This window comes from Gordonia sp. (in: high G+C Gram-positive bacteria), assembly GCF_047606305.1.
Classification (GTDB): Bacteria; Actinomycetota; Actinomycetes; order Mycobacteriales; family Mycobacteriaceae; genus Gordonia.
The window spans coordinates 50,945-73,984 of the sequence record NZ_JASGER010000004.1 but is presented as its reverse complement, the minus strand read 5'-3'; the positions used below and the strand labels follow the sequence as shown (position 1 = coordinate 73,984).

The following is a 23,040-nucleotide window of genomic DNA, read 5'->3' as shown; positions in this document are numbered from 1 at the left end:
GTTGGGTGCGGCGCTGCGCCACGCGCTGGCGCGCGACGTGGTGGTCGTCGTGGCGGCCGGGAACGTGAGCAGCGGTGGCGGGTGCCGCGAACAGAATCCACCCGTGGCGCGCGGCCGCGGATGGTCGCAGGCGCACACGGTCGCGACGCCCGCCTGGTTCAGCGATTACGTGTTGACCGTCGGATCGGTGGACTCGAGCAGCGGAGCACCATCGTCGTTCAGCCTCGCCGGACCGTGGGTGGGTGTGGCCGCGCCGGGCACCGATCTCACCAGCGTGGACTCCCGGCCCGGTCGGCGCGGGCTGGTGTCGGGCCTGTCGGGCGACCGCGGATCCGCGCCGATCAGCGGCACGAGCTTCGCCGCGGCATACGTGAGCGCGACGGCGGCACTGATCCGTGCACGGCACCCCGACCTCGACGCGCGCGCGGTGATGCGGCGCATCACGAGCACCGCGGTCGGCGGCGGGGACGGCCCCGACCAGCGGATCGGTTACGGCGTCGTGGACCCGCTTGCCGCGTTGACGGTGGATTCACGTGATTCGTCCGCGCCTCGGGCGATGCGAGTGCACCCCGTCGCGACCACGCCACCGCCGAGCCGGGCACCGCTCGTCGTGGCGCTCGGCGGCACCGCGCTGTTGCTCATGGCGCTGGCCATCACCGTCGGATGCGCCCGGCCCCGACGTGAGGAGCCGTACGTCGATTCGCTGTGACTACTTGGTGCGCGCCGGGCGCAGCTCGCGCGGAAGTGCGAAGGTCAGCGTCTCTTCGGCGGTGTTGATGGTCTCGACCGAGTCGTAGCCGTACTCGCCGAGGAAGTCGAGGACGCCACGGACCAGGACCTCGGGGACCGACGCACCGGAGGTGACGCCGACGGTGGTGACGCCGTCGAGCCACTGAGGGTCGATCTCACGGGCGTAGTCGACGAGATAGGCGTTGGACGCGCCGCTCTGCAGCGCGACCTCCACCAGGCGCACCGAGTTCGAGGAGTTCTTCGAGCCGACCACGATCACCAGCTCGCAGTGCCTGGCCATCGCCTTCACCGCGACCTGCCGGTTCTGCGTGGCGTAGCAGATGTCGTCGCTGGGCGGATCCTCCAGCTGCGGGAACTTCTCGCGCAGCCGCTTGACCGTCTCCATCGTCTCGTCCACCGAGAGCGTCGTCTGCGACAGCCACACCACCGGCGCCCCGTCACGGACGGTGACGTCCTTGACGTGGTCGGGGCCGTCGACGATCTGGATGTGCTCGGGGGCCTCACCGGAGGTGCCCTCGACCTCCTCGTGGCCCTCGTGGCCGATGAGCAGGATGTCGTAGTCGTCGCGGGCGAAGCGCTTGGCCTCCTGGTGCACCTTGGTGACCAGCGGGCAGGTGGCGTCGATCGTCATCAGGTTCCGCTCGCTGGCGGACTTGTGGACCGCCGGGGACACCCCGTGCGCGGAGAAGACGACGATGGCACCCTCGGGCACCTCGTCGGTATCGCCGACGAAGACCGCACCGCGCTCGGACAGCGTCTCCACGACGTGCCGGTTGTGGACGATCTCCTTGCGGACGTAGACCGGGGCGCCGTGCTTGTCCAGCGCCCGTTCCACCGTCTCGACCGCCCGGTCGACGCCGGCGCAATAGCCGCGCGGTTCGGCCAGCAGGACACGCTTGGAGGACATGGCCTCCAGGGTACGGAACCAAGCTGCCCGTGGCGAAACCCGGCGGCCGTGCGATGTGGCACAGTTGGAGGCATGAAGCACCGCCCGTACTCCGCGCGCCTGGCGGCCGGCCTGATCGTGACCGCCCTGGAAGAGACGCGCAAGCTCCCCACCCAGCTCATCACCATGCCGATGACGGCGGTCAGCAACGCCGTCCAGGCCGGCATGCGATTGCAGCAGAACATCGCCGAGTTGGCCATCAAGGGTGATGCGGCACTCGACGACCTCTTCGACAAGCCCGAGGAGCAGCCGTCGTGGGCCGTCTTCGACGAGGACGAGGGCGACGCCCCCGCTCCCGCCGCCGCACCCACCCCGAAGCCCGCCGCGGCCGCCCCCGCCCCCGCCGCGCCGGTGAAGAAGGCACCCGCCAAGAAGGCCCCGGCGAAGAAGGCGGCCAAGAAGGCCGCACCTGCGAAGAAGGCCCCGGCGAAGAAGACCACCGCGGCGCCCGCATCCGCCGAGTCGGCCGAGAACCCCGGCCGCTTCGCCCTGTACAGCGAGGTGCCGGCCGCCGTCGAGACGCCCGCCGCCGCGGCGAAGGCGTCGTCGGGTGAGGCACCCGAGGTCGCCGACTTCCTCGACTACGACAACCTGACCCTGGCCCAGCTGCGCGCCAAGATCCGCACCGTCGACCTCGAGGACCTGCAGACCCTCGCCGAGTATGAGCGCGGCAACCGCAACCGAACCCCGTTCCTGACGATGCTGGAGAACCGCATCGCCGCCAAGTCCTAGCGCGCGAGCAGGTGGCCGCCACCAACTCCGCCGACGAGCCGTGGCCGGTCCGCACGGTCAGCGTCAAGATCGGCGACTGGGTGCACAAACTCGGGCAGATCTGGGTCGAGGGTCAGATCACCCAGCTGTCCCGGCGCCCCGGGACCCGTACCTCGTTCATCACGCTGCGCGACCCGGCGGCCGACATCTCGCTGTCGGTCACGTGTGACCCGGAGGTCATCGACCGCTCCCCCGTACCCCTGACCGACGGCACGCGCGTCGTCATGTGCGGACGGCCGTCGTTCTACCACGCGCGCGGCACCCTCTCCCTGCGCGTGACGGAGATCCGGGCGGTCGGCATCGGGGAGTTGCTCGCCCGGATCGAGCGGCTGCGCCAACTCCTGCACGCCGAGGGGCTGTTCGACCCGCGCCGCAAGCGCCCCTTGCCGTTCCTGCCGCGCGGAGTCGGGCTGATCAGCGGGCGCGCCTCGGCCGCCAGCCGGGATGTCGTTTCCGTCGCGCAGGGCCGTTGGCCGGGCGTGCGGATCGTCGTGCGCGACGCCCCCGTGCAAGGCCCGTCGGCCGTGCCTCGCATCCTCGGCGAGCTCAAGATCCTCGACGACGACCCCGACGTCGACGTCATCGTCATCGCCCGCGGCGGCGGCAGCGTCGAAGACCTGCTGCCCTTCTCCGACGAGCAACTGTTGCGCGCGGTGTCCGCGTGCACCACCCCGGTGATCAGCGCCATCGGTCACGAGCCGGACACCCCTCTGCTGGACCTGGTCGCCGACCTGCGCGCGGCCACCCCCACCGACGCGGCCAAGCGGGTGGTGCCCGACGTCGCAGCCGAGCTGGCCGGCATCGCCACGATGCGACGGCGCAGCGCCGGCGCCCTGCGCAACTGGGTGCAGCGCGAGGCGCACCGCGTCGACGGTCTGCGCGCCCGCCCGGCCCTGGCCGACCCGCTGCGCCTGGTCGACGTCCGCGTCGACCACGTCGAGCGCCATCGCGCCGACATCCGCCGCGACATCGCCCGACGCGTCGAGAGCGAGAGCCACCGCCACGAGCACCTGGCCGCGCGCCTGGCCACACTCGGCCCCTCGCAAACCCTGGCCCGCGGCTATGCCATCGTGCAGAATTTCGACGACGACTCCCGCGTCGCCGGCGAGGTCGCCGACCTGCCCGACGGCGCGCGCCTGCGGATCCGCGTCGCCGACGGCGCCGTCCGCGCGCAGGTCACCGAACAAGAGGAGAAGCCGTGAGCACCGACCCGTCCTCGTGGACCCCGGTCGCCGAACTGGGGTACGAGCAGGCCCGCGACGAACTCGTCGAGGTCGTCGACGCGCTCGAACGCGGCGGGCTCGACCTGGACACATCGCTCAAGCTCTGGGAGCGCGGCGAGGCCCTGGCCAACCGATGCGAGGAGCACCTGGCCGGTGCCCGCGAGCGGATCGAGGCGGTGTTGAATTCCGACGACGAGACCGATCCCGCCGACGACGAGTAGTCAGCGACCCGACGGCAGGGGCGGCGCCTGGATCACGGCGCGCGCGAGCGTGATGAAGTCGTCCTCGGTCGCCTTGCCCGACAGCCCGATCCGCACATCGCCGAGGTCGGCGACCCAAGCCTTGCGCGCACCGTCGCTGGGCGCGAGTCGGTCCCCCGCGACGTAGGTGACCCACTGGGTGCCCTCGATGTCGCGCTTGCCGGTACCCGACATCGGGCCCTCGGTCTCCTGATTCGGGTTCAGCGTCGGCAGCAGCTCGCCCTCGGAGGCATTGGTCTGCGACAGCCCCAGGTAGAAGCCGGTCGGGGTGATCCAGCCGACGGTGCTGACGCGGGAGCGCCCCGCCTCGCCGTTGGCGCCGGAGTTGGGCTTCCAACTCGACGGCAGCACCGGCTGACGGACCGGGAAGGGCATCGACGCGGCGTCGGCGCGCAGGGCCGCATGGGTGTCGAAGGCCGGGATCCGGTCATCGGCGCCGCTGCCGGTCGGGCTCACCGAGCAGTTCCGCGACGAGACGGCCACGAGCGCGACCAACGCCATCAGGACCAGCAGGGTCAAGATCATGTCCCGGCTGCTGTTGAGGATCCGCGGTTTCTCGGCCATGCCCGCCAGTATCCCAGGCGAGGTGAACACGTCGGCGGGGCGCCATGAAAAGATGGACCCATCAACCCGATCTCGACGACGTCGTCGAGCCACGAGAGGCGCCACGCATGTCCAGCAATGAAGCCCCCGACCGCAATCTGGCGATGGAACTGGTCCGCGTGACCGAGGCCGCCGCCCTGGCCGCAGGTCGTTGGGCCGGCCGCGGTGACAAGAACGGCGGCGACGGCGCGGCGGTCGATGCGATGCGCGAGCTCCTGTCGACGGTGTCTATGCGCGGCGTCGTGGTCATCGGCGAGGGCGAGAAGGACGAGGCGCCGATGCTCTACAACGGCGAGGAAGTCGGCAACGGCGAGGGACCGGACTGCGATGTCGCGGTCGACCCGATCGACGGCACCACCCTGATGGCCGAGGGCCGTCCCAACTCGATCGCGGTCATCGCGGTCTCCGAGCGGGGCACCATGTACGACCCGTCGGCCGTCTTCTATATGGACAAGATCTGCGTCGGCCCCGAGGCGAAGGGCCACATCGACATCACCAAGTCGGTCGAGTGGAACATCAAGTCCGTCGCCAAGGCCAAGGGCATCGAGGTGGCCGACCTGACCGTCGTCGTGCTCGACCGCCCCCGTCACGCCGATCTGATCGCGCAGATCCGCAAGGCCGGCGCCAAGGTCCGCCTGATCTCCGACGGCGACGTCGCCGGTGCGATCGCCGCCGCCGACGACACCAGTTCGGTCGACATCCTCATGGGGGTCGGCGGCACCCCCGAGGGCATCATCACCGCCGTCGCGATGAAGTGCATGGGCGGGGAGATCCAGGGCAAGCTCTGGCCCCGCGACGACGAGGAGAAGGCCAAGGCGATCGCCGCCGGCCACGACCTGGACAAGGTCCTGGACACCGACACCCTGGTGCGCGGCGAGAACACCTTCTTCGCCGCGACCGGCGTCACCAACGGCGACATGCTGCGCGGCGTCTCCTACCGCGCCAACGGTGCGACGACCCGCTCGATGGTGATGCGCTCGAAGTCGGGCACCATTCGCCGCATCGAGAGCTTCCACCGCACCTCCAAGCTGCGCGAGTACGCCCGCATCGAGGTGTAGGCGCGCTGCGGGTTAGGTCAGCCTGACCCGGTTCGGCCAGTCGCCGCGGCGATACGATCGTCGCCGTGAGCACTCCAGCCCAGGCTCCGGATTTTCTGTATTCCGACCTGCTCCCGACCGGCCCCGACGACACGCCCTACCGGCTGATCACCACCGAGGGGGTGTCGACCTTCGAGGTCGACGGCCAGAGGTTCCTGAAGGTCGATCCCGAGGCGATCACGAAGCTGACCGCCGAGGCGATGCACGACATCAGCCACTACCTGCGGCCGGCGCACCTGAAGCAGCTGCGCAAGATCATCGACGACCCCGAGGCGTCGGGCAACGACCGCTTCGTCGCGCTCGACCTGCTCAAGAACGTCAACATCTCCGCCGGTGGCGTGCTGCCGATGTGCCAGGACACCGGCACGGCCATCGTCATGGGCAAGAAGGCCGAGGGGGTGCTGACCGGCGCCGACGACGCCGAGGCGATTTCGCGCGGCGTCTACGACGCGTACACCAAGCTCAATCTGCGGTACTCGCAGCTCGCGCCGCTGACCGTGTACGAGGAGAAGAACACCGGCACCAACCTGCCCGCCCAGGTCGAAATCTACGCGACCGAGCAGGGCGAGAAGGGGCCGGAGTACAAGTTCCTGTTCATGGCCAAGGGCGGCGGCAGCGCCAACAAGTCCTTCCTGTTCCAGGAGACCAAGGCGATCCTCAACCCCGACCGGTTGTTGACCTTCCTCGACGAGAAGATCCGCTCGTTGGGCACCGCGGCCTGCCCGCCGTACCACCTGGCGATCGTCATCGGCGGCACGTCGGCCGAGTTCGCGCTCAAGACCGCGAAGTACGCCTCGGCCCACTACATCGACACCCTCCCGGAGGAGGGGTCGATGGCCGGCCACGGTTTCCGCGACAAGAAGCTGGAGGAGGAGGTCTTCAAGTTGACCCAGTCCTTCGGCATCGGCGCACAGTTCGGCGGCAAGTACTTCTGCCACGACGTCCGCGTCATCCGACTTCCCCGCCACGGCGCCTCCTGCCCGGTGGCAATCGCGGTGTCCTGCTCGGCCGACCGTCAGGCGCTGGGCAAGATCACCGCCGACGGAGTCTTCCTCGAACAGCTGGAAACCGATCCGGCGCAGTACATGCCCGACGTCGGCGTCGCGCACGACATCGAGGGCGGCCAGGTCGTCGACATCGACCTGAACCGACCGATGCCCGAGATCCTCGCCGAGCTCAGCAAATACCCGGTGAAGACGCGGCTGTCGTTGACCGGCCCGCTCGTCGTCGCCCGCGACATCGCGCACGCGAAGATCAAGGAGCGCCTCGACGCCGGCGAGCCGATGCCGGACTACCTGCGCGACCACCCCGTGTACTACGCCGGTCCCGCAAAGACCCCCGAGGGCATGGCGTCGGGCTCCTTCGGACCCACGACCGCCGGTCGCATGGACTCCTACGTCGACCAGTTCCAGGCCGCCGGCGGTTCCATGGTGATGCTCGCCAAGGGCAACCGCTCGCAGCAGGTCACCCGGGCGTGCGACGAGCACGGCGGCTTCTACCTCGGCTCGATCGGCGGCCCGGCCGCGCGCCTGGCGCTGGACTGCATCAAGAGCCAGGAGGTCATCGAGTACCCCGAGCTCGGCATGGAGGCGGTGTGGAAGATCGAGGTGGAGAACTTCCCCGCGTTCATCGTCGTCGACGACAAGGGCAACGACTTCTTCACCGACCCGTCCGGTGCGGTCAACGTGCCGATCAGCGGCGTGCGGATCCGGTCGAAGGAGCGTTGACCACAGTCTCACCGCGGCGACTGCCATGACTACCGCCCGACCCGATTCTCCTTGGTCCACGCGCGCGAGTACGGTGAAACAAAGGGCAACCTAACTCGTCGACGTCGGAGGCATCATGGCTGAACAGAAGTACCGCATCGAGCACGACACCATGGGCGAGGTCAAAGTGCCCGTCGATGCACTCTGGCGGGCCCAGACCCAGCGCGCGGTCGAGAACTTCCCGATCAGCCACCGCCCGCTCGAACGCACCCAGATCCGCGCCCTCGGCCTCCTCAAGGCCGCGTGCGCGCAGGTCAACAAGGACCTCGGACTCCTCGACGCCGCCAAGGCCGACGCCATCATCGCCGCGGCAAGCGAGATCGCCGACGGCAAACACGACGACCAGTTCCCCATCGACGTCTTCCAGACCGGGTCGGGCACCAGCTCGAACATGAACGCCAACGAGGTCATCGCGTCGATCGCCAAAGCGGCCGGCGTCGAGGTGCACCCGAACGACGACGTCAACATGTCGCAGTCCTCCAACGACACCTTCCCGACGGCCACCCATGTCGCGGCGACCGAGGCCGTGGTCACCGACCTCATCCCCGCGCTCGAGCACCTGCACCGGGCGCTGGCCGCCAAGGCCACCGAGTGGCGCGACACGGTCAAGAGCGGGCGCACCCACCTGATGGACGCCGTGCCGGTCACCCTCGGCCAGGAGTTCGGCGGCTACGCGCGCCAGATCGAGGCGGGCATCGAGCGCCTGCGTGCGACACTCCCCCGCCTCGGCGAGCTGCCCATCGGCGGCACGGCGGTCGGCACCGGGCTCAACGCACCCGATGGTTTCGGCACCAAGGTCGTCGCCGAGCTGGTCAAACTCACCGGTGCGGACGCGCTGGCGCTTGCGACCGACAACTTCGAGGCACAGGCCGCCCGCGACGGCCTCGTCGAGCTGTCCGGCCAGTTGAAGACGATTGCCGTGTCGGAGACCAAGATCGCCAACGACATCCGCTGGATGGGGTCGGGCCCGCTCACCGGCCTGGGCGAGATCCAGCTGCCCGACCTCCAGCCGGGCAGCTCGATCATGCCGGGCAAGGTGAACCCGGTGCTGCCCGAGGCGGTCACCCAGGTCGCGGCCCAGGTCATCGGCAACGACACCGCCGTCACGTGGGGCGGCGGCAACGGCGCCTTCGAGTTGAACGTCTACATCCCGATGATGGCGCGCAACGTGCTCGAGTCGATCACCCTGCTGGCCAACGTTTCGCGCCTGTTCGCCGACCGCTGCATCAGCGGACTGGTCGCCAACACCGACCGCCTGCGCACGCTCGCCGAGAGCTCCCCGTCGATCGTGACGCCGCTCAACAGCGCCATCGGCTACGAGGAGGCGGCCGCCGTCGCCAAGCAGGCACTCAAGGAGGGCAAGACCATCCGACAGACGGTCATCGACCGCGGACTCATCGGCGACAAGCTCAGCGAGGCCGAGCTCGACAAGCGCCTCGACGTCCTCAAGATGGCCAACCTGGACCGCGAGCGGTAGTCCGCGTCGAATCTGTCCAGTTCTTGGACACTCGGTCCCGGCCCGCGGATCGACGATGTGGGTCATGCGTCCACTTCGTCCGACCCTCTGGTTGACCGCGCTGCTCACCGCCCTGGCCGTGGTGGCCGCGCCCGCCCCCGCGGTTCGCGCCGATCCGCCGGCCAAGCACTTCCTCATCACCGCGGGCACCGCGTCGATGGGGATCAGCGTCCTGCGCGTCCACGACGACGGGAACCTGTCGCCGGCGCCGGGCAGTCCGTTCCGCACCGGCTTCGGGATCCTGTCGGTGACCGTCTCCCCCGACAAGAGGACCGTCTACGCGACCCATGTGGGCGACGGCGCGATCAGCGCCTTCCGGATCGGGCAGAACGGCGCGCTGCACCTGGTGAACACCGTCGCCGTGGGCGGCGCCCCGACCGGGGCGCGCGTCACGCCCGACGGCAAATACCTCTACGCGGTGCTCGGCGGATTCCCCGGCCAGGTGACCACACTGGCGATCGCCCCGTCGGGGGCGCTGCGCCCGTTGAACCGACCGCGTCCGTCGATTGGGACTCTGAGCAGCGCGGTCAGCATGTCCTCGATCGACCCGAGCGGCAGGTTCCTGCGCGTGACCAGCTACATCAGCACCACCCTCACCAGCTATGCGTTGAGCCCGCGCGGCGGCGCGCGGCCGATCGGCACCTCCGGCGTCGGTTTCGGACCCGTGGCCCCCGGCTACACCCCGGACGGCACATTCCTCTACTCCAGCGACGAATTCGGGTTCGGGCTGTCCGGCTTCCGCATCCACGCCAACGGAGCCTTGACGCCGACGCCCGGCTCGCCGTACGCCACCGGCGGGGTCCCGCACGGCATCATCACCAGCCCCGACGGCAAGCGGCTGTACGTGCCCAACGCGATCGGCACCTCCATCGCCGCCTACCGCATCCACGGCGACGGCCGGCTGACCCCGCTGCCCGGTTCGCCGTATCCCGGGCCGATGGGCACGCTGCCCGGTCAGGTCGCCCTGCACCCCAGTGGCAAATGGCTCTACGACGTCGACGTGCTCACCGCGGGGATCACCAGCAGGGTCACCACATACCGCGTGCGCGCCGACGGCGGATTGGCGCCCACCGGTCGGCCGACCGCCGACACCGGGGTGTTCATGTCGGACGGACCCGTTGTAGCCCTGACCTGACGGCCGTCGGAGGCCTAGCCTGGGGTCATGGCCGACCTCGCCGAATTCCCCACCGACTGGCAGACCGCGCTCGTGCTCGTCGCCCACCCGGACGACCCCGAGTACGGCATGGCCGCCGCCGTCCACCGCTGGACCGGCGAGGGCAAGCGCGTCGTCTACGGACTGGCCACCAGTGGCGAGGAGGGGATCGAGGGCATGGCGCCGGCCGAGTGCGGTCCTCTGCGGGAAGGAGAGCAGCGGGCGTCGGCGGCCCGGGTCGGCGTCGACGAGGTCGAGTTCTGGGGTTTCCCCGACAGCGCGGTCACCAACACCCCCGAGCTGCGGGCGAAGGTCGCCGAGGCGATCACCCGCACCAGACCCGACGTCGTGCTCTCGATGTTCGGCGGGGCCGAGTGGGCGCCGGGATTCCCGAATCAGCGCGACCACATGGAGTTCGCCGCCGCCGTACGGGCCGCGTTCGACGCCCTCCCCGAGCCGCGGCCCGGTTGGTTGTTCGAGAACGGCCCCCATCCGACGCACGCCGTCGCGGTCACCGGGGCCGACATCGAGGCGGCGATCGCCTCGCTCGCCGAGCACCGGGAGTACCTGCGCGTCCTGGATCCCGACACCCCGATCGCCAAGCAGGCCGCCGACCAGGTGGAGCGGACGACCCCGGCGCGGGAGGACTTCGGCGGTCGGCGGTCGGTCGGATTCGCGTTGGTCGAGCGATGACGACGGCCTTCGTCCTCTCCGGGGGAGCCAACCTGGGCGCGATCCAGGTCGGGATGCTGCGGGCCCTGGCTGAACGCGACATCACCCCCGACCTCCTCGTCGGAACGTCGGCCGGTGCGCTCAACGCCGCGTTCATCGCCAACCGCGGCGTCACGGCCGAGTCGGTGGACTCCCTCGCGAAGGTCTGGGAATCGTTGAGCGCCTGGCGGTTGTTCCGCCCGCGCGCACGACAACTGATCGGCGCACTCGCCGGGCGCCAGTCGGCGTTGTTCGGCGCGCAGGGCCTGCGGTCGCTGATCACCGAGCACCTGGACTTCGACCGGATCGAGGAGGCCCGCACCCCGCTCACCGTGATCGCCACCGACCTGCTGACCGGCGACCAGGTCGATCTGGACTCCGGGCCGGCGGCCCGCGCCGTCCTCGCGAGTAGCGCCATCTGCGGGGTGTTCCCCGCCGTCCGGCTGCGCGGTCGGGTCCTCGTCGACGGCGGGGTCGCCGACAACACGTCGATCTCACGGGCGATCGAGGCCGGCGCGGACACCGTCTACGTGTTGCCGTGCGGCTACCCGTGCGCCCTCAGTGCGCCGCCGACGACCGTCGCCGGCACCCTCCTGCACACGATGTCGCTGCTGATCCAGAAGCGACTCATCCGCGACATCGAGGAATACGCCGCCACCGTCGACCTCCGAGTGCTGCCGCCGCCGTGCCCGGTGGCGATCGGCCCGCTGGACTTCTCCCGCGCCGTCGAGCTGATCGACGACGCCCACGTCGCCGCGCGGGACTTCCTCGACGTCGACGACGGCCGGCGCACCGCTCCGGCCGATCACATCGCGGTGCACTCGCATCGTCGACCGGTGACGTCTCGGGGCGCCTAGCCCTGGCGGGGACGCCGCGCGCTCACTAGCGTGGAAGATGGAGGCCGCCCGGGAGCGATTCTGGCGTCAAGAGGAGGCGAATCCGCTTGATCGGATCCTTGCCGCACTGTGATCGTCACGTGACTCAATCCGGGAAAACGGGTGGCACACTGAAATGGTGCTGAAGTTACTACAGAGAAATTTGAGACTACTGGGACTCGCTGTTGCGGCCGCCGTCGCGACCGTGCTGCTCATCCCGACCATGGCCGGTGCCGCGCCCGGCGTCCCGCAGACCGGGAACAGCTCGGTCGACGAGACGCTGAACGGCGTGCTCGACACCATCGTCGGGGGCAAGCAGCCCGGTCCGAATGGCAAGGCCACCTCGCAGCTGCTCGTCGTGACCGCCGGGAATGCCGCCGACACCAAGGGCAAGCTCACCGGCTACGAGCGTGAGGCGAACGGCAACTGGAAGGTTGCCATCGCACCGACGCCTGCCTTCCTGGGCGCGAAGGGCCAGGGCAAGGCGCAGGACAACGTCCCGCGCACGCCCAGCGGCACCTTCGGTCTGGACCAGGCGTTCGGCCGCAAGGCGAATCCGGGCACCAAGATGCCCTACAAGCAGGTGACCACCAAGGACTGGTGGGACTCGGACTCCAAGTCCCCCACCTACAACACCCTCGTTCACAAGGACACCAAGCCGTCCGCGGACGCCGAGAACCTCTACAACTCGGGCCCGGTGTACGACTACGCGGTGAACATCGCCCACAACCCCGAGCGCAAGCCCGGTGACGCGTCGGCGATCTTCCTCCACGTGACCAACAACCAGCCCACCGAGGGCTGCGTGGCCGTGGCGCAGAACGAGATGGTCCAGATCCTCAAGTGGCTGGATCCGGCCAAGTCGCCGAAGATCACCATCGGCGTCAACGCCCAGGCACCGACCGGCGACGGAGCCGGCGGCAGCCCGCAGGAGATGCGCGACTCCCCCAACGGGGCGGCCGGCGGCATTCTCGGCGGACTCGTCGACTCGGCGCTGAACATGATCCCGAGCATCCTCGGGAAGGTCACGCAGAGCTGATCTGCTGACGGGTGGGCTCCGGCCACACCCCACAGAACGGGATGAGCCCCACACTCGCACGGTGTGGGGCTCATCCCGTTCTGCAGTCTCAGTGCGCGATCAGGTGAACTCCTCGAGCACATCGGTGACGAGCGCGGCGATCGGCGAGCGCTCGGACCGGGTGAGCGTCACATGCGCGAACAGTGGGTGGCCCTTGAGCCGCTCGATCACCGCGGCGACACCGTCGTGGCGGCCGACCCGCAGGTTGTCGCGCTGGGCGACGTCGTGGGTGAGCACCACCCGCGATCCCGAGCCGAGTCGGGACAGCACCGTCAGCAGGACGTTGCGCTCGAGGGACTGTGCCTCGTCGACGATCACGAACGAGTCGTGCAGCGACCGGCCGCGGATGTGCGTCAGGGGCAGGACCTCGAGCATCCCGCGCGAGGCGACCTCGTCGATGACCTCCGTCGACGCCAGGCCCTCGAGGGTGTCGAAGACCGCCTGCGCCCACGGCCCCATCTTGTCGGCCTCGCTGCCGGGCAGATAGCCGAGCTGCTGTCCCCCGACCGCGTACAGCGGCCGGAACACGACGACCTTTCGGTGGGTGCGACGCTCGAGCACCGCCTCCAGGCCGGCGCACAGGGCCAACGCGGACTTGCCGGTACCGGCCTTGCCGCCGAGCGACACGATCCCGACGCTGTCGTCGAGCAGCAGGTCGAGGGCGACGCGCTGCTCGGCGGAGCGGCCGTGCAACCCGAAGGCCTCGCGGTCGCCGCGCACCAGCTGCACCCGCTTGTCGGCGTTCACCCGGCCCAGGGCGCTCGACGTGCCGCCGATCAGGCGGATACCGGTGTGGCAGGGCAGGTCGCGCGCCTCGTCGATGTCGACGACGCCCTCGTCGAAGAGTTCGTCGATCTGCGCGCCGCCGACCTCCAGCTCGGTCATCCCGGTCCAGCCGGAGACGACGACGTCCTGGGCGTGGTACTCGTCGGCGGGCAGGCCGACGGCGCCGGCCTTCACACGCAGCGGGGTGTCCTTGGTGACGAGGGTGACGGTCTTGCCCTCGGCGCGCAGGTTGAGCGCACAGGCGAGGATGCGCGAGTCGTTGTCGTCGGTGCGGAATCCACTGGGCAGCACGGCCGGGTCGGTGTGGTTGAGCTCCACCTGCAGCGTGCCGCCACACTCCCCGATCGGGATCGGTTCGTCCAGGCGACCGTATTCGCCGCGCAGGTCGTCGAGCAGGCGCAGCGCCTCTCGGGCGAACCAGCCCAGTTCGTGGTGGTGGCGTTTGCCCTCCAGCTCGCTGATCACCACCAGCGGCAAGACCACGTGGTGCTCGTCGAAGCGCGTGACGGCCTTCGGGTCGGAGAGCAGCACGGAGGTGTCGAGGACATAGGTGCGAGTAGTCACGTGGACTCCTACGCCGGTGCGGCACCCGCGCCGACAGGTGTTACTGGTGACCGGTCGATCCGCGCTGCGAGGCTGGTCAGCCGCGCGAGCCGAGGACCGGGGCCGGTCCCCTCGTGAAAGCGCTCTCCACGTATTCGGACCTCCCGGATGAACCGCTTTCCCCTGCGGTCCATCACGTGCGACGCTACGCCGCGCAGATGTCGATCAGCGGTGGCGCGCCGTGCGTCGTGTGAACTTTGTGCAAACCCCTGATGTCCACCTGCGACGCGCACCGCGGAACGAAACGGGCCCCACACGCACCTGCGTGTGGGGCCCGGCCGGACTGTGTTTCGACTACGCCTTGGCGGCCAGCGCGAGGACGCGCTCCTTGGCGGCCTTGGCCTCGTCGGAGGTGCAGTCGACGCTCTCGAGCTTGACCTGGTCGACGATGGCCTTGGCGATCGCCGCGTGGGTCTGCTCGGTCTCGTAGTCGGCGAACAGCTTGCGCTGCTCGTCGAAGTCGGCGATGTCGGCGCCGATGACGTCGATGTGGTCCAGCGCCCAGTCGATGCCGTTCACCGCCGCATCGGCGTCGGCGACGAGGCCGGCGCCCAGGAAGTTCATGAAGTAGCGGGCCTGCGAGGCGTCGTCGGCCTCGATCTTGTCGAGGATCTGCGCCAGCACCTCGTCGGACACCTTGCCGCGCAGCACCTTCACGAAAGCGGCGGTCTGCAGCTCGTGGACGGCCAGCAGCGCCAGCACGTCCATCGGGCGCAGGTCCTTCACATCCTCCTCGTGCTGGCGGTAGCCCTGCACGACGTGGATCCGGCGACGGTTCTCCGCGTCGACCGGGTCCAGCGCGCGGGTCACGACCAGGTAGTCGCGCAGCGCGATGGCGTGGCGGTTGTCCTCGGCGGTCCAGGTGCCGACCAGCTGGCGCCAGTCGGAGAACGCCGGGAAGTACATCGCCAGGATGCGGTGGTAGGAGGGCAGGTTGTCCTTGAGCAGCAGCAGCGCCAGCAGGGCCGCGCGCACCTCGTCGGAGGTGTCGCTGTCGGACGGCTTCCAGTCCTCGCCGCCCAGGAAGGCGAAGTTGCGGCCCTTGTCCCACGGCACCCAGTCGTGGGGCTGCCACGGGGTCGCGTCCGCCTGGTGCTCCTCCGCCAGCTCGGGGAGGGCCTTCTCGAGGGCTACGACGAGGTCATCGGTTTCTAGGAGACTCACGCCCTCAAGGATACCCGGTACTAGACCCGGCTCATCAAACCCCACTCCTCGAGCCCGTCGTAGAGCGGGAAGTCGAGGGCCAGCTTGGAGACGCGGGCGCGCAGCGCCGACGTGTCGGCCGACGTGCCGGCGGCGAGCGCCGTGGCGATGATGTCGGCGACCTCGGTGAACTCCTTGTCGCCGAAGCCGCGGGTGGCCAGCGCCGGCGTGCCGATGCGCAGGCCGGAGGTGACCATCGGCGGGCGCGGGTCGAAGGGCACCGCGTTGCGGTTGACCGTGATGCCGACCTCGTGGAGCAGGTCCTCGGCCTGCTGGCCGTCGAGCGGGCTGTTGCGCAGGTCGACCAGCGCCAGGTGCACGTCGGTGCCGCCGGTCAGCACCGAGACGCCGGCGTCGGCGACGTCGGAGCCGGTGAGGCGCTCGGCGAGGATCTGGGCGCCCGCGATCGTGCGCTGCTGACGCGCCTTGAACTCGTCGGTGCCCGCGACCTTCAGCGCGACGGCCTTGCCGGCGATCACGTGCATGAGCGGTCCGCCCTGCTGGCCGGGGAAGACCGACGAGTTGAGGCTCTTGGCGTAGTCCTTCTTCGCCAGGATCAGACCCGAGCGGGGGCCGCCGAGCGTCTTGTGGACGGTGGTGGAGACCACGTCGGCGTGCGGCACCGGGTTGGGGTGCAGACCGGCCGCGACGAGCCCGGCGAAGTGGGCCATGTCGACCCACAGCTTGGCGCCGACCTCGTCGGCGATCTCGCGGAAGGCCGCGAAGTCCAGGGTGCGCGGGTAGGCCGACCAGCCGGCGCAAATGACCTTCGGCTTGGTGTCGAGGGCGAGCTTGCGCACCTCGTCCATGTCGACGCGGAAGTCTTCCTTGCTGACGCCGTAGAAGACGTTCTCATAGAGCTTGCCCGAGAAGTTCAGGCGCATGCCGTGGGTGAGGTGGCCGCCGTGGGCCAGGTCCAGGCCCATCAGGGTCTCGCCCGGCTCCATGAGCGTCATCAGGACCGCGGCGTTGGCCTGCGCGCCCGAGTGCGGCTGCACGTTGGCGAACTCGGCGCCGAAGAGTTCCTTGGCGCGGTTGCGGGCGATGTCCTCGACGACGTCGACGTATTCGCAGCCGCCGTAGTAGCGGCGCCCGGGGTAGCCCTCGGCGTACTTGTTGGTCAGCACGCTGCCCTGGGCCTGCAGGACCGCGCGCGGGACGAAGTTCTCCGACGCGATCATCTCAAGGGTGTCGCGCTGGCGGGAGAGCTCGCCGTTCATCGCCGCGGCGACATCCGGGTCGAGCTCCGCCAGGGACATCGTGTTCACCGACGTTGCATTGTTCGCCTCAGCCATACCGGCAGTTTAGAGGGCCATCTCCGTCCGGAGCAGCGCCGGGGTCAGTGGTTCGTCGAGCAGGCGATTGAAGCGCTCGGCGCGGTCGGGTCCGTCGCCCATCCAGTCACCCAGCAGTCGGTATCCCTCGACGTAGGTACTGATGTACGCGCGCCACAGCGGCGAGGTGAGGAAACGCAGCATCTGCCGCGCCCGCGGTTCGCTGACGAGCAGCCACCGGGACAAGAAGGCGGTCACCTCGTCGGGGTCGGCACCCCGGTCGTGGAGCAGCAGGGCCGCGTCCTGGCGGACCGCGAGTAGACCGGCCGTCGCCTCCCCCACCGCCGTGGCGCGGTGAGCGTCGAACCGCAGTCCGAGGTCGGCGTAGATCGTCTCGGCCCAGAGCGGCCAGTCGGGCCCGATCGCCGCGCGCAGCGCGTGGTCGGCGAGCCCCTCGGCCATCAGGCACTGCGGGGTGTTCACCAGGAAGATCGTCTGCTCGCCCTGCCCACCGCCGACCAGCAGCTCCTCCTTGCGGCAGTGCTCGGTGTGGTGCCCCGGATACGCCTCGTGGGCGACGAGGTGCGGCAGCGCCGAGAGCTGCTGCGGCACATCGGTGTTGATGGCCACCCGCGAGCGGTAGCCGCCCAGGTAGTAGTTGAACCCCGACCACGGCTGGTCGGAGACGATCTCGAACTCCACCGTCTCGGCGACAGGGAGGTCGACGGTCTTGCGCACCTCGTCGCGCAGCGCCGACGCGAAGGCGCTCACGCAGTCGCCGAGGCGGTCGGCGGGGATCTCGGTGGCCTTGCGGTAGGCCCGGTAGGCCTCGCCCAGGGTGTCGGAATCGTCGGCGACGCCGAGCGCGGCGGCCAGGTCCCGGTGGGATTGGCGGTAGACCTCCGGATCCTCGGCGGCGATGTCCACGTCGAAGTAGGCCTTCACCTCGTCGACGAAGCCGATCTCCTCCCCGGCGAACTTGCGCGCCGAGCACTCGAGGGCCGTCAGATGCGAGCGGATGAACTCCGCGCGGTCGGCGGGCAGCCCACCGGGCAGCCGGTCGCGCAGGTGTGCCGCTCGTCGGGCCAGCGACGTCGGCTCGGGCACCCCCTCGTCGCGCACCTGTGCCCGCAGCGCGGGGTCGCCGGTGTAGGCGTCGACGAACCCCTCCTCGAGCAGGTCGAAGGCGAGCCCGATGCGGAGGTATTCGGTGACGATCTCGTCGGCGGCGGGAAGGGAGACGGGCATGGGCTCGACGTTACCGGGCCGCCAGTGCCGGTTCGCGGGAGTCGGGATCGGATTCGGGCTTCGCCGCCTCCGGTTCCGGCGCGGGGGGCGTGTGGGCGACGAAGTCCTTGCCCCGGATGAGCGCCGCCGCGGCGACGGCTCCGATGATCGCAGCGATCGCGCTCGTGAGGAACAACGCGTTCATCGCGTCCGCGAAGGCGCCGTGCACCGCGGCGCTCACCGCCTCCTGACGTGCGACGGGGAGTCGCGAGATCAGCGCCTGTGCCTGCCCGCTGTGCGCCGCGCCGGCCAACCGGGCGAGATCGATTCCCGAAGCGGAGCCGAGCCGCTCGCGCAGACCCGAGGTCAGGTGGGCGGAGAAGATCGACCCGTAGACCGCGATGCCGACGGCGATGCCGACCTGGCGGAACGTGGTGTTGATGCCCGACGCCATGCCGGCCCGGTGGACGTCGACGACTCCGACCGCGGTGGAGGCCAGCGGCGGGTTCACGAGCCCGGAGCCGATGCCCGCGACGATCAGGCCGGGGATCAGGTGCGTCCAGGGGCTGGCACCGTGCAGTCCCTGCATCAGCATCAGGCCGATGCCGACGAGGAAGAGTCCGGGCCCGATCAGCCACCGCACCGGGACGCGCTCGGACATACGGCCCGAGACGGTGGCGACGACCATCGAGCAGGCCGACATGATCAGCAGCCGCAAGCCGGTCTGCAGCGCGTTGTAGCCCTGTGAGTCCTGCAGGTAGAGGACGAGGTAGATGAGCATCGCGAACAGCGTGCCGTTCATCGCTATCGCGGCGATCGAGCCGCCGACGAAGGTCGGCACCCGCAGCAGCGAGAGATCGAACATCGGCTCGGCGACCTTCGACTCGATGAGGACGAAAACGGCGAGCAGAACCGCAGCGGTGATCAGCGACGCGACGACGATGCCGCTGCTCCAGGAGCGCTGCCCGGCCTCGGTCAGACCGTAAACTAGCGCGAGGAGCGCTCCGGTGAAGACCGCCATACCGGCGAGATCCACCCGACGGGCGTGCGGGGAGCGCGACTCGTCGACCCGCAGCAACGTCGCGACGATGGCCACGATGCCGATCGGCAGGTTGACCCAGAACACGCCGCGCCAGCCGATGCCGGTCGTGATGACGCCGCCGAGAACGGGGCCGAGCGCGGTGGCGATCCCGGTGACCGCACCCCAGACGCCGAAGGCGATACCGCGCTCCCGACCGTGGAAGGTCGCCGCAAGCAGTGCCAGGGAGGTGGCGAAGAGTGCTGCACCGCCGACGCCCTGGAGAACTCGAGAAGCAATCAGCATTCCGGCGCTCTGCGCCGTCCCGCACAGCACCGATCCCAGGGTGAAGACGACGAGTCCGCCGAGGAACACCCGTTTGCGTCCGAACCGGTCCGCGATCGAGCCCGCGGTCAGCAGGAGCGCGGCCAGAGCCAACGCGTAGGCATCGGTGATCCACTGGAGGGCGGTGAAACTGGCGCCGAGGGAGTGTTGGATTTCAGGCAGGGCGACGGCGACGATGGTGACGTCGAGCAGCAGCATGAAAGTCGCTGCGCAGATGACGCCGAGTGCCCACCACTTGCGTGTCATGGAAGTCTCCTTGATTCGATAATCGGTGAACTCAAGCATCCACGCGATGTCGATCTCAGTCGCCTCTACACCGGTCCGGCGTAGAATCTCTAACAATGAACAGTCCCGATCCAGAGATTTTCAGCAATCTCGATCCCTTGGACACGCAGATTGCTGCGGCCATCCAAATCTCACCGCGCGCGTCGTTCCGCGAGATCGCCGACGTGCTGGGTGAATCGGAGCAGACCGTTTCACGCCGCTACCGACGGCTGCGTCGCGAAGGTCTGCTGCGCGTCACCCTCGCCTTGGACCCGCGAGCCTTCGGCGGGGCGATCAAACTGGTGCGGTTGCGATGCCGCCCCGAGGCCGCCGACGCGATCGCCCACTCACTCGCACGACGCGACGACGTGTCCTGGGTGTCGATCCACTCGGCGGGATGGGAGATCGTCTTCAATCTTCGCGCCCAGACCAGTGAGGACGCCTCCGATCTGCTCACCCGGATGCTGCCACGCACCCCTCAGGTCATCGATGTCCGCACCGCCACGGTGCTCCACCAGTTCGCCGGCGGCGGTCCAGACGACTGGCACCACTGGCAGGGCCGGCTGAGCGATGCCCAGATCCAGTCCCTGGCCGCCTCCAACCTCTTCCGCCCGCCGACGTCGCCGGTCGACGGACGAATGCCGGGCGCTGAGGATCGGGCGATCATCGAGCACCTCACCCACGACGGTCGACTGCCCTTCACCACACTCGCCCGCAGTCTCGGGACGACGACGGGGAAGGTGACCCGCCGGGTCGAGCAACTCGTCGCGTCGGGAGTGGCCTATTTCGATGTCGACATCGCCCAGGCGGCGACCGGCGGTGTACTCGCGGCGATTTGGATGAATGTGTCGCCGGCTCGGCTCGATGATGCCGGCCGACTTCTGGCGCGCACCCCGATGGTCCCATTCGTGGCCGCCATCAGCGGTACCTGGAACCTCACCGCAACCGTGATCGCGGCCGACCACGACCAGTTCTACCGGTTCGTGACCAACACCCTCGCGGCCATCGACGGGATCACCGGCTACGAGTTCTTCGCCCTGCACCGGCGCATCAAGAACGCCGGCGCCCTGGTCGCCGGCGACCGCCTCGCGATGCCCCTCGCGCGGCCAACCCCGGACCCGCCTGTCACCGATTCGACGCGGCCAATACGCTTGAAGGATGCCGTCCGGTGAGCACACTGCGTTCCGGGAGCGCCGGTGAAGCGATCATCGGGGCGCGATCCCAGTCTGTACCTGGAGCTCGACCGTCGGCAGTGGCGCGAGTTGCGCGAATCCACGCCGATGGTGCTGAACCAGGGTGAGCTGGACGCGCTCGCCGGTCTCGGTGAGCGATTGGACCTGGCCGAGGTCGCCGACGTCTATCTCCCACTGTCGCGTCTGATCCACCTGCGCGTGGCCGCCCGCCAACGGTTGTACGCCGCCACCTCGACCTTCCTGGGCGGGTTGCAGACCTCGCGCCAAGTCCCCTTCGTCATCGGCATCGCCGGCAGCGTCGCCGTCGGCAAGTCGACGACCGCGCGCCTCCTGGCAACCCTGCTCGCCCGGTGGGAGACCCACCCGAAGGTCGACCTGGTCACCACCGACGGCTTCCTCTACCCGACGCGCGAACTCGAGCGCCGCGGGATCATGCACCGCAAGGGCTTCCCCGAGTCCTACGACCGCAGGGGCCTGCTGCGGTTCGTCACCGAGGTGAAGTCCGGCGCTCCCGAGGTCACCGCGCCGGTCTACTCACACCTGACCTACGACATCGTCCCGGACGTCAAGCACTACGTTCGCCAGCCCGACATCCTCATCGTCGAAGGCCTGAACGTGCTGCAGACCGGTCCCACGCTGATGGTGTCGGACCTGTTCGACTTCTCGGTCTACGTCGACGCCAAGACGTCCGACATCGAGCGCTGGTACATCTCCCGGTTCCTGCAGATGCGCACGACGTCCTTCGCGGACCCGAACTCACACTTCCACTCCTACGCGGGCCTCAACGACGATCAGGCCACCGCCGCCGCCAAGGACATCTGGACGACGATCAACCGGCCGAACCTGGTGGAGAACATCCTGCCGACCCGCCCCCGCGCGGACCTGGTGCTGCGCAAGGACTCCGACCACTCGATCAACCGCGTGCGGTTGCGCAAGCTCTAGGCGTGCTTGGCGGCGAGCCACTGCTCGAGCGTCATCGGCGTGACGACGTCGGCGGGATCGGGGATCAGCGAGCCGTCGCGCAGCGCCTTCCCGCCGAAGCGGATGGGGACGACGGCCCCGCGCAGTCCGCGCGCCGTGCGTGACGCGCGCGCCACGTCGAGCAGATCCATCTCCTGCGGGCCGCGCACCTCGACGACCGGCTTGCCGCGATGGGCGGTGCCGAGCGCGGCGTCGGCGATGACGACGGCACCGTCGGAGGCGGCCAGCGGCGCGGTGACCATGTGCGGCATGACCGCGACGGGTCCCAGCGCCATCTGGTCGCCGAGGGTGTCGCCGAGCTCGAACCACTGGGTGGTCCGCACGAAGGTCACCCGGTCACCGAGCACCTCGCGGTAGACGGCCTCCTGCTCGGCCTTGCCCTGGTAGTAGCCCATCCGACGGTTGACCGCGGGATCGGCGGCGTTGCAGATCGACAGGCAGACGACGCGTGCGCCGGCGGCCTTCGCGGCCTCGGCGATGTTGCGTGCGGCGGTGCCGAAGAACGCCTTCGCCTTCGACGCGGATTGGGTGAGGCTGTTGAGGCAGTCGACGACGACGTCGGCGCCGGTGACCGCGTCCGCCAACCCGACGCCGGTCTGCGCGTCGACGCCGTTGCCGCGGTGCGCCTCCACCACGTCGGCACCGCGCTCACCGAGCTGGTTGACGACCAGCGCGCCCATCGTGCCGGTGGATCCGATGACGACGACCTTCATGGTTGTCCCTTCACTCGCCGAACCGGTTCTCCCCCAGTGTCTGCATGAAACCGGGCCCGAGCAAGCGGTATTCGTCGGCGAATTCGGCGGCCCACGTCGGGAAGGGGTGGTGGGCGAGGTACTCGTTGCCGAAACGGGAGTCCTCGGAGACCTCGGTGACGCAGAAGTCCGGGATCGCCAGGTCGGTGACCGGGCGCGCCCGCTCCACCTCGCCGACGAGCAGCGGCGCGTTGTCGGCGAGGAAGCGGTCCAGGTGCCAGCCGTCCTCGCCCAGCCACGCCGAGTAGCGGACCTTGGCGATCAGCGACGACGAGCGCGCGGCGATCGAGCCGGCGACCAGCGGATCGATCTCGCGCTCGGCCTCGTAGCGGGTACCGGCGTTCGCCGGCCCTTTCACCCCGAGAGTGCCCACCGCGTCGTCGGCGGTGGTCAGGGCGTCGGCGAGTGCGCTGGGCTCCGCGTCGAGGTCGAGGTCGCCGACCGGGCCCTTGATGCGTACGCGCACCGCGAAGCCGCCCTCGGCGAAGACGTAGGCCTGCACGATCAGCGACGGCGTCGGATCGCTCGCCGCCTCGGCGGGCAGTTCGCGCAGCAGGAACTTCCGCTCGAATTCGAAGTCGCCGAGACCGGTGTCGGCCTCGCGCTCGTCGGCGTCGTCGTACATGGGGCCAGCCTATTGCGCCAACC

The 23,040-nt window shown here is 69.6% G+C and carries 22 protein-coding genes; 13 read left to right on the top strand and 9 right to left on the bottom strand.

All coding sequences use genetic code 11. From position 1 onward, the window contains the following. Positions 1 to 709 (top strand): S8 family serine peptidase (locus QM634_RS00620; RefSeq protein ID WP_415040836.1); only part of this gene is annotated, 709 nt, incomplete at its 5' end. On the opposite strand, the gene QM634_RS00615 is transcribed toward QM634_RS00620, so the two are convergent. Beyond that, entirely contained in the window at positions 710 to 1,657 is a 948-nt protein-coding gene (locus tag QM634_RS00615) for a 4-hydroxy-3-methylbut-2-enyl diphosphate reductase (protein WP_415040835.1), read from the bottom strand. A gap of 72 nt (positions 1,658 to 1,729) precedes the next feature. Between QM634_RS00615 and QM634_RS00610 the strand changes: the two genes are divergently transcribed. The 3 genes from QM634_RS00610 to QM634_RS00600 are packed head-to-tail and all read left to right on the top strand — an operon-like array spanning position 1,730 to position 3,911. Beyond that, a complete protein-coding gene (locus QM634_RS00610) occupies positions 1,730 to 2,428 on the top strand; it encodes a lipid droplet-associated protein (protein ID WP_415040834.1) in 699 nt (232 codons plus the stop codon). Between the two features lie 11 nt (positions 2,429 to 2,439). Next, positions 2,440 to 3,669, top strand: coding sequence for an exodeoxyribonuclease VII large subunit (xseA, locus tag QM634_RS00605; protein WP_415040833.1), 1,230 nt, complete (start codon positions 2,440 to 2,442; stop codon positions 3,667 to 3,669). Further along, entirely contained in the window at positions 3,666 to 3,911 is a 246-nt protein-coding gene (locus tag QM634_RS00600; RefSeq protein WP_415040832.1) for an exodeoxyribonuclease VII small subunit, read from the top strand. Before xseA ends, QM634_RS00600 begins: the two co-directional genes overlap by 4 nt. On the opposite strand, the gene QM634_RS00595 is transcribed toward QM634_RS00600, so the two are convergent. Then, positions 3,912 to 4,514, bottom strand: coding sequence for a DUF4245 domain-containing protein (locus tag QM634_RS00595; RefSeq protein WP_415040831.1), 603 nt, complete (start codon positions 4,512 to 4,514; stop codon positions 3,912 to 3,914). A 107-nt stretch (positions 4,515 to 4,621) separates the two neighbouring features. Between QM634_RS00595 and glpX the strand changes: the two genes are divergently transcribed. The 7 genes from glpX (at position 4,622) to QM634_RS00560 (ending at position 12,707) form a co-directional block, all read left to right on the top strand. Further along, on the top strand, positions 4,622 to 5,611 hold the full coding sequence (gene glpX, locus QM634_RS00590) for a class II fructose-bisphosphatase (protein ID WP_415040830.1): 990 nt from the start codon (positions 4,622 to 4,624) through the stop codon (positions 5,609 to 5,611). Between the two features lie 65 nt (positions 5,612 to 5,676). Further along, the gene (locus tag QM634_RS00585) at positions 5,677 to 7,377 is read left to right on the top strand and encodes a fumarate hydratase (RefSeq protein WP_415040829.1); all 1,701 of its coding nucleotides are present in this window, start codon (positions 5,677 to 5,679) and stop codon (positions 7,375 to 7,377) included. A 115-nt stretch (positions 7,378 to 7,492) separates the two neighbouring features. Continuing rightward, positions 7,493 to 8,893: a class II fumarate hydratase gene (locus QM634_RS00580; RefSeq protein ID WP_415040828.1), complete on the top strand. Its 1,401-nt coding sequence runs from the start codon at positions 7,493 to 7,495 to the stop codon at positions 8,891 to 8,893. 64 nt (positions 8,894 to 8,957) lie between these two features. Continuing rightward, positions 8,958 to 10,067 (top strand): lactonase family protein, encoded by a 1,110-nt coding sequence (locus QM634_RS00575; protein WP_415040827.1) that lies wholly within the window; start codon positions 8,958 to 8,960, stop codon positions 10,065 to 10,067. A gap of 27 nt (positions 10,068 to 10,094) precedes the next feature. Beyond that, on the top strand, positions 10,095 to 10,778 hold the full coding sequence (locus QM634_RS00570) for a PIG-L deacetylase family protein (RefSeq protein ID WP_415040826.1): 684 nt from the start codon (positions 10,095 to 10,097) through the stop codon (positions 10,776 to 10,778). Continuing rightward, positions 10,775 to 11,653 carry a patatin-like phospholipase family protein gene (locus QM634_RS00565; protein WP_415040825.1) on the top strand — a complete coding sequence of 293 codons (879 nt, stop codon included), beginning with the start codon at positions 10,775 to 10,777 and terminating at the stop codon, positions 11,651 to 11,653. Before QM634_RS00570 ends, QM634_RS00565 begins: the two co-directional genes overlap by 4 nt. Positions 11,654 to 11,834: 181 nt before the next feature. Beyond that, complete coding sequence (locus QM634_RS00560) at positions 11,835 to 12,707, top strand: L,D-transpeptidase family protein (protein ID WP_415040824.1); 873 nt, start codon at positions 11,835 to 11,837, stop codon at positions 12,705 to 12,707. A 99-nt stretch (positions 12,708 to 12,806) separates the two neighbouring features. Here the strand turns inward: QM634_RS00560 and QM634_RS00555 are convergent, their stop codons facing one another. The 5 genes from QM634_RS00555 to QM634_RS00535 form a co-directional block, all read right to left on the bottom strand. Further along, positions 12,807 to 14,096 carry a PhoH family protein gene (locus QM634_RS00555; RefSeq protein ID WP_415040823.1) on the bottom strand — a complete coding sequence of 430 codons (1,290 nt, stop codon included), beginning with the start codon at positions 14,094 to 14,096 and terminating at the stop codon, positions 12,807 to 12,809. Between the two features lie 333 nt (positions 14,097 to 14,429). Next, positions 14,430 to 15,299, bottom strand: a complete 870-nt coding sequence (locus tag QM634_RS00550; protein ID WP_415040822.1) for an acyl-ACP desaturase — start codon at positions 15,297 to 15,299, stop codon at positions 14,430 to 14,432. A 20-nt stretch (positions 15,300 to 15,319) separates the two neighbouring features. Then, positions 15,320 to 16,597: a serine hydroxymethyltransferase gene (glyA, locus tag QM634_RS00545; RefSeq protein WP_415040840.1), complete on the bottom strand. Its 1,278-nt coding sequence runs from the start codon at positions 16,595 to 16,597 to the stop codon at positions 15,320 to 15,322. Positions 16,598 to 16,642: 45 nt separating this feature from the next. Next, positions 16,643 to 17,860 (bottom strand): DUF885 domain-containing protein, encoded by a 1,218-nt coding sequence (locus QM634_RS00540; RefSeq protein WP_415040821.1) that lies wholly within the window; start codon positions 17,858 to 17,860, stop codon positions 16,643 to 16,645. 10 nt (positions 17,861 to 17,870) lie between these two features. Beyond that, positions 17,871 to 19,448, bottom strand: coding sequence for an MFS transporter (locus QM634_RS00535; protein ID WP_415040820.1), 1,578 nt, complete (start codon positions 19,446 to 19,448; stop codon positions 17,871 to 17,873). Between the two features lie 137 nt (positions 19,449 to 19,585). Here QM634_RS00535 and QM634_RS00530 point away from each other — a divergent pair, with 137 nt between their 5' ends. Both QM634_RS00530 and coaA read left to right on the top strand, forming a co-directional pair. Continuing rightward, positions 19,586 to 20,638 carry an Lrp/AsnC family transcriptional regulator gene (locus QM634_RS00530; RefSeq protein ID WP_415040819.1) on the top strand — a complete coding sequence of 351 codons (1,053 nt, stop codon included), beginning with the start codon at positions 19,586 to 19,588 and terminating at the stop codon, positions 20,636 to 20,638. Positions 20,639 to 20,662: 24 nt separating this feature from the next. Next, complete coding sequence (gene coaA / locus QM634_RS00525) at positions 20,663 to 21,601, top strand: type I pantothenate kinase (protein WP_415040818.1); 939 nt, start codon at positions 20,663 to 20,665, stop codon at positions 21,599 to 21,601. On the opposite strand, the gene QM634_RS00520 is transcribed toward coaA, so the two are convergent. Together QM634_RS00520 and QM634_RS00515 are read right to left on the bottom strand one after the other, a co-directional pair. Further along, positions 21,598 to 22,353, bottom strand: coding sequence for an SDR family oxidoreductase (locus tag QM634_RS00520; RefSeq protein WP_415040817.1), 756 nt, complete (start codon positions 22,351 to 22,353; stop codon positions 21,598 to 21,600). The genes coaA and QM634_RS00520 overlap by 4 nt on opposite strands. Positions 22,354 to 22,363: 10 nt before the next feature. Then, the gene (locus QM634_RS00515; RefSeq protein ID WP_415040816.1) at positions 22,364 to 23,017 is read right to left on the bottom strand and encodes a hypothetical protein; all 654 of its coding nucleotides are present in this window, start codon (positions 23,015 to 23,017) and stop codon (positions 22,364 to 22,366) included. Positions 23,018 to 23,040 lie beyond the last annotated feature (23 nt).

What these genes read in the sequence shown, in the direction of transcription:
- QM634_RS00615 (WP_415040835.1), bottom strand. Translation starts at nt 1,657, where the DNA reads ATGTCCTCCAAGCGTGTCCTGCTGGCCGAACCGCGCGGCTATTGCGCC.
- QM634_RS00610 (WP_415040834.1), top strand. Translation starts at nt 1,730, where the DNA reads ATGAAGCACCGCCCGTACTCCGCGCGCCTGGCGGCCGGCCTGATCGTG.
- QM634_RS00595 (WP_415040831.1), bottom strand. Translation starts at nt 4,514, where the DNA reads ATGGCCGAGAAACCGCGGATCCTCAACAGCAGCCGGGACATGATCTTG.
- glpX (WP_415040830.1), top strand. Translation starts at nt 4,622, where the DNA reads ATGTCCAGCAATGAAGCCCCCGACCGCAATCTGGCGATGGAACTGGTC.
- QM634_RS00580 (WP_415040828.1), top strand. Translation starts at nt 7,493, where the DNA reads ATGGCTGAACAGAAGTACCGCATCGAGCACGACACCATGGGCGAGGTC.
- QM634_RS00575 (WP_415040827.1), top strand. Translation starts at nt 8,958, where the DNA reads ATGCGTCCACTTCGTCCGACCCTCTGGTTGACCGCGCTGCTCACCGCC.
- QM634_RS00570 (WP_415040826.1), top strand. Translation starts at nt 10,095, where the DNA reads ATGGCCGACCTCGCCGAATTCCCCACCGACTGGCAGACCGCGCTCGTG.
- QM634_RS00565 (WP_415040825.1), top strand. Translation starts at nt 10,775, where the DNA reads ATGACGACGGCCTTCGTCCTCTCCGGGGGAGCCAACCTGGGCGCGATC.
- glyA (WP_415040840.1), bottom strand. Translation starts at nt 16,597, where the DNA reads ATGTCCCTGGCGGAGCTCGACCCGGATGTCGCCGCGGCGATGAACGGC.
- QM634_RS00540 (WP_415040821.1), bottom strand. Translation starts at nt 17,860, where the DNA reads ATGCCCGTCTCCCTTCCCGCCGCCGACGAGATCGTCACCGAATACCTC.
- QM634_RS00535 (WP_415040820.1), bottom strand. Translation starts at nt 19,448, where the DNA reads ATGACACGCAAGTGGTGGGCACTCGGCGTCATCTGCGCAGCGACTTTC.
- QM634_RS00520 (WP_415040817.1), bottom strand. Translation starts at nt 22,353, where the DNA reads ATGAAGGTCGTCGTCATCGGATCCACCGGCACGATGGGCGCGCTGGTC.
- QM634_RS00515 (WP_415040816.1), bottom strand. Translation starts at nt 23,017, where the DNA reads ATGTACGACGACGCCGACGAGCGCGAGGCCGACACCGGTCTCGGCGAC.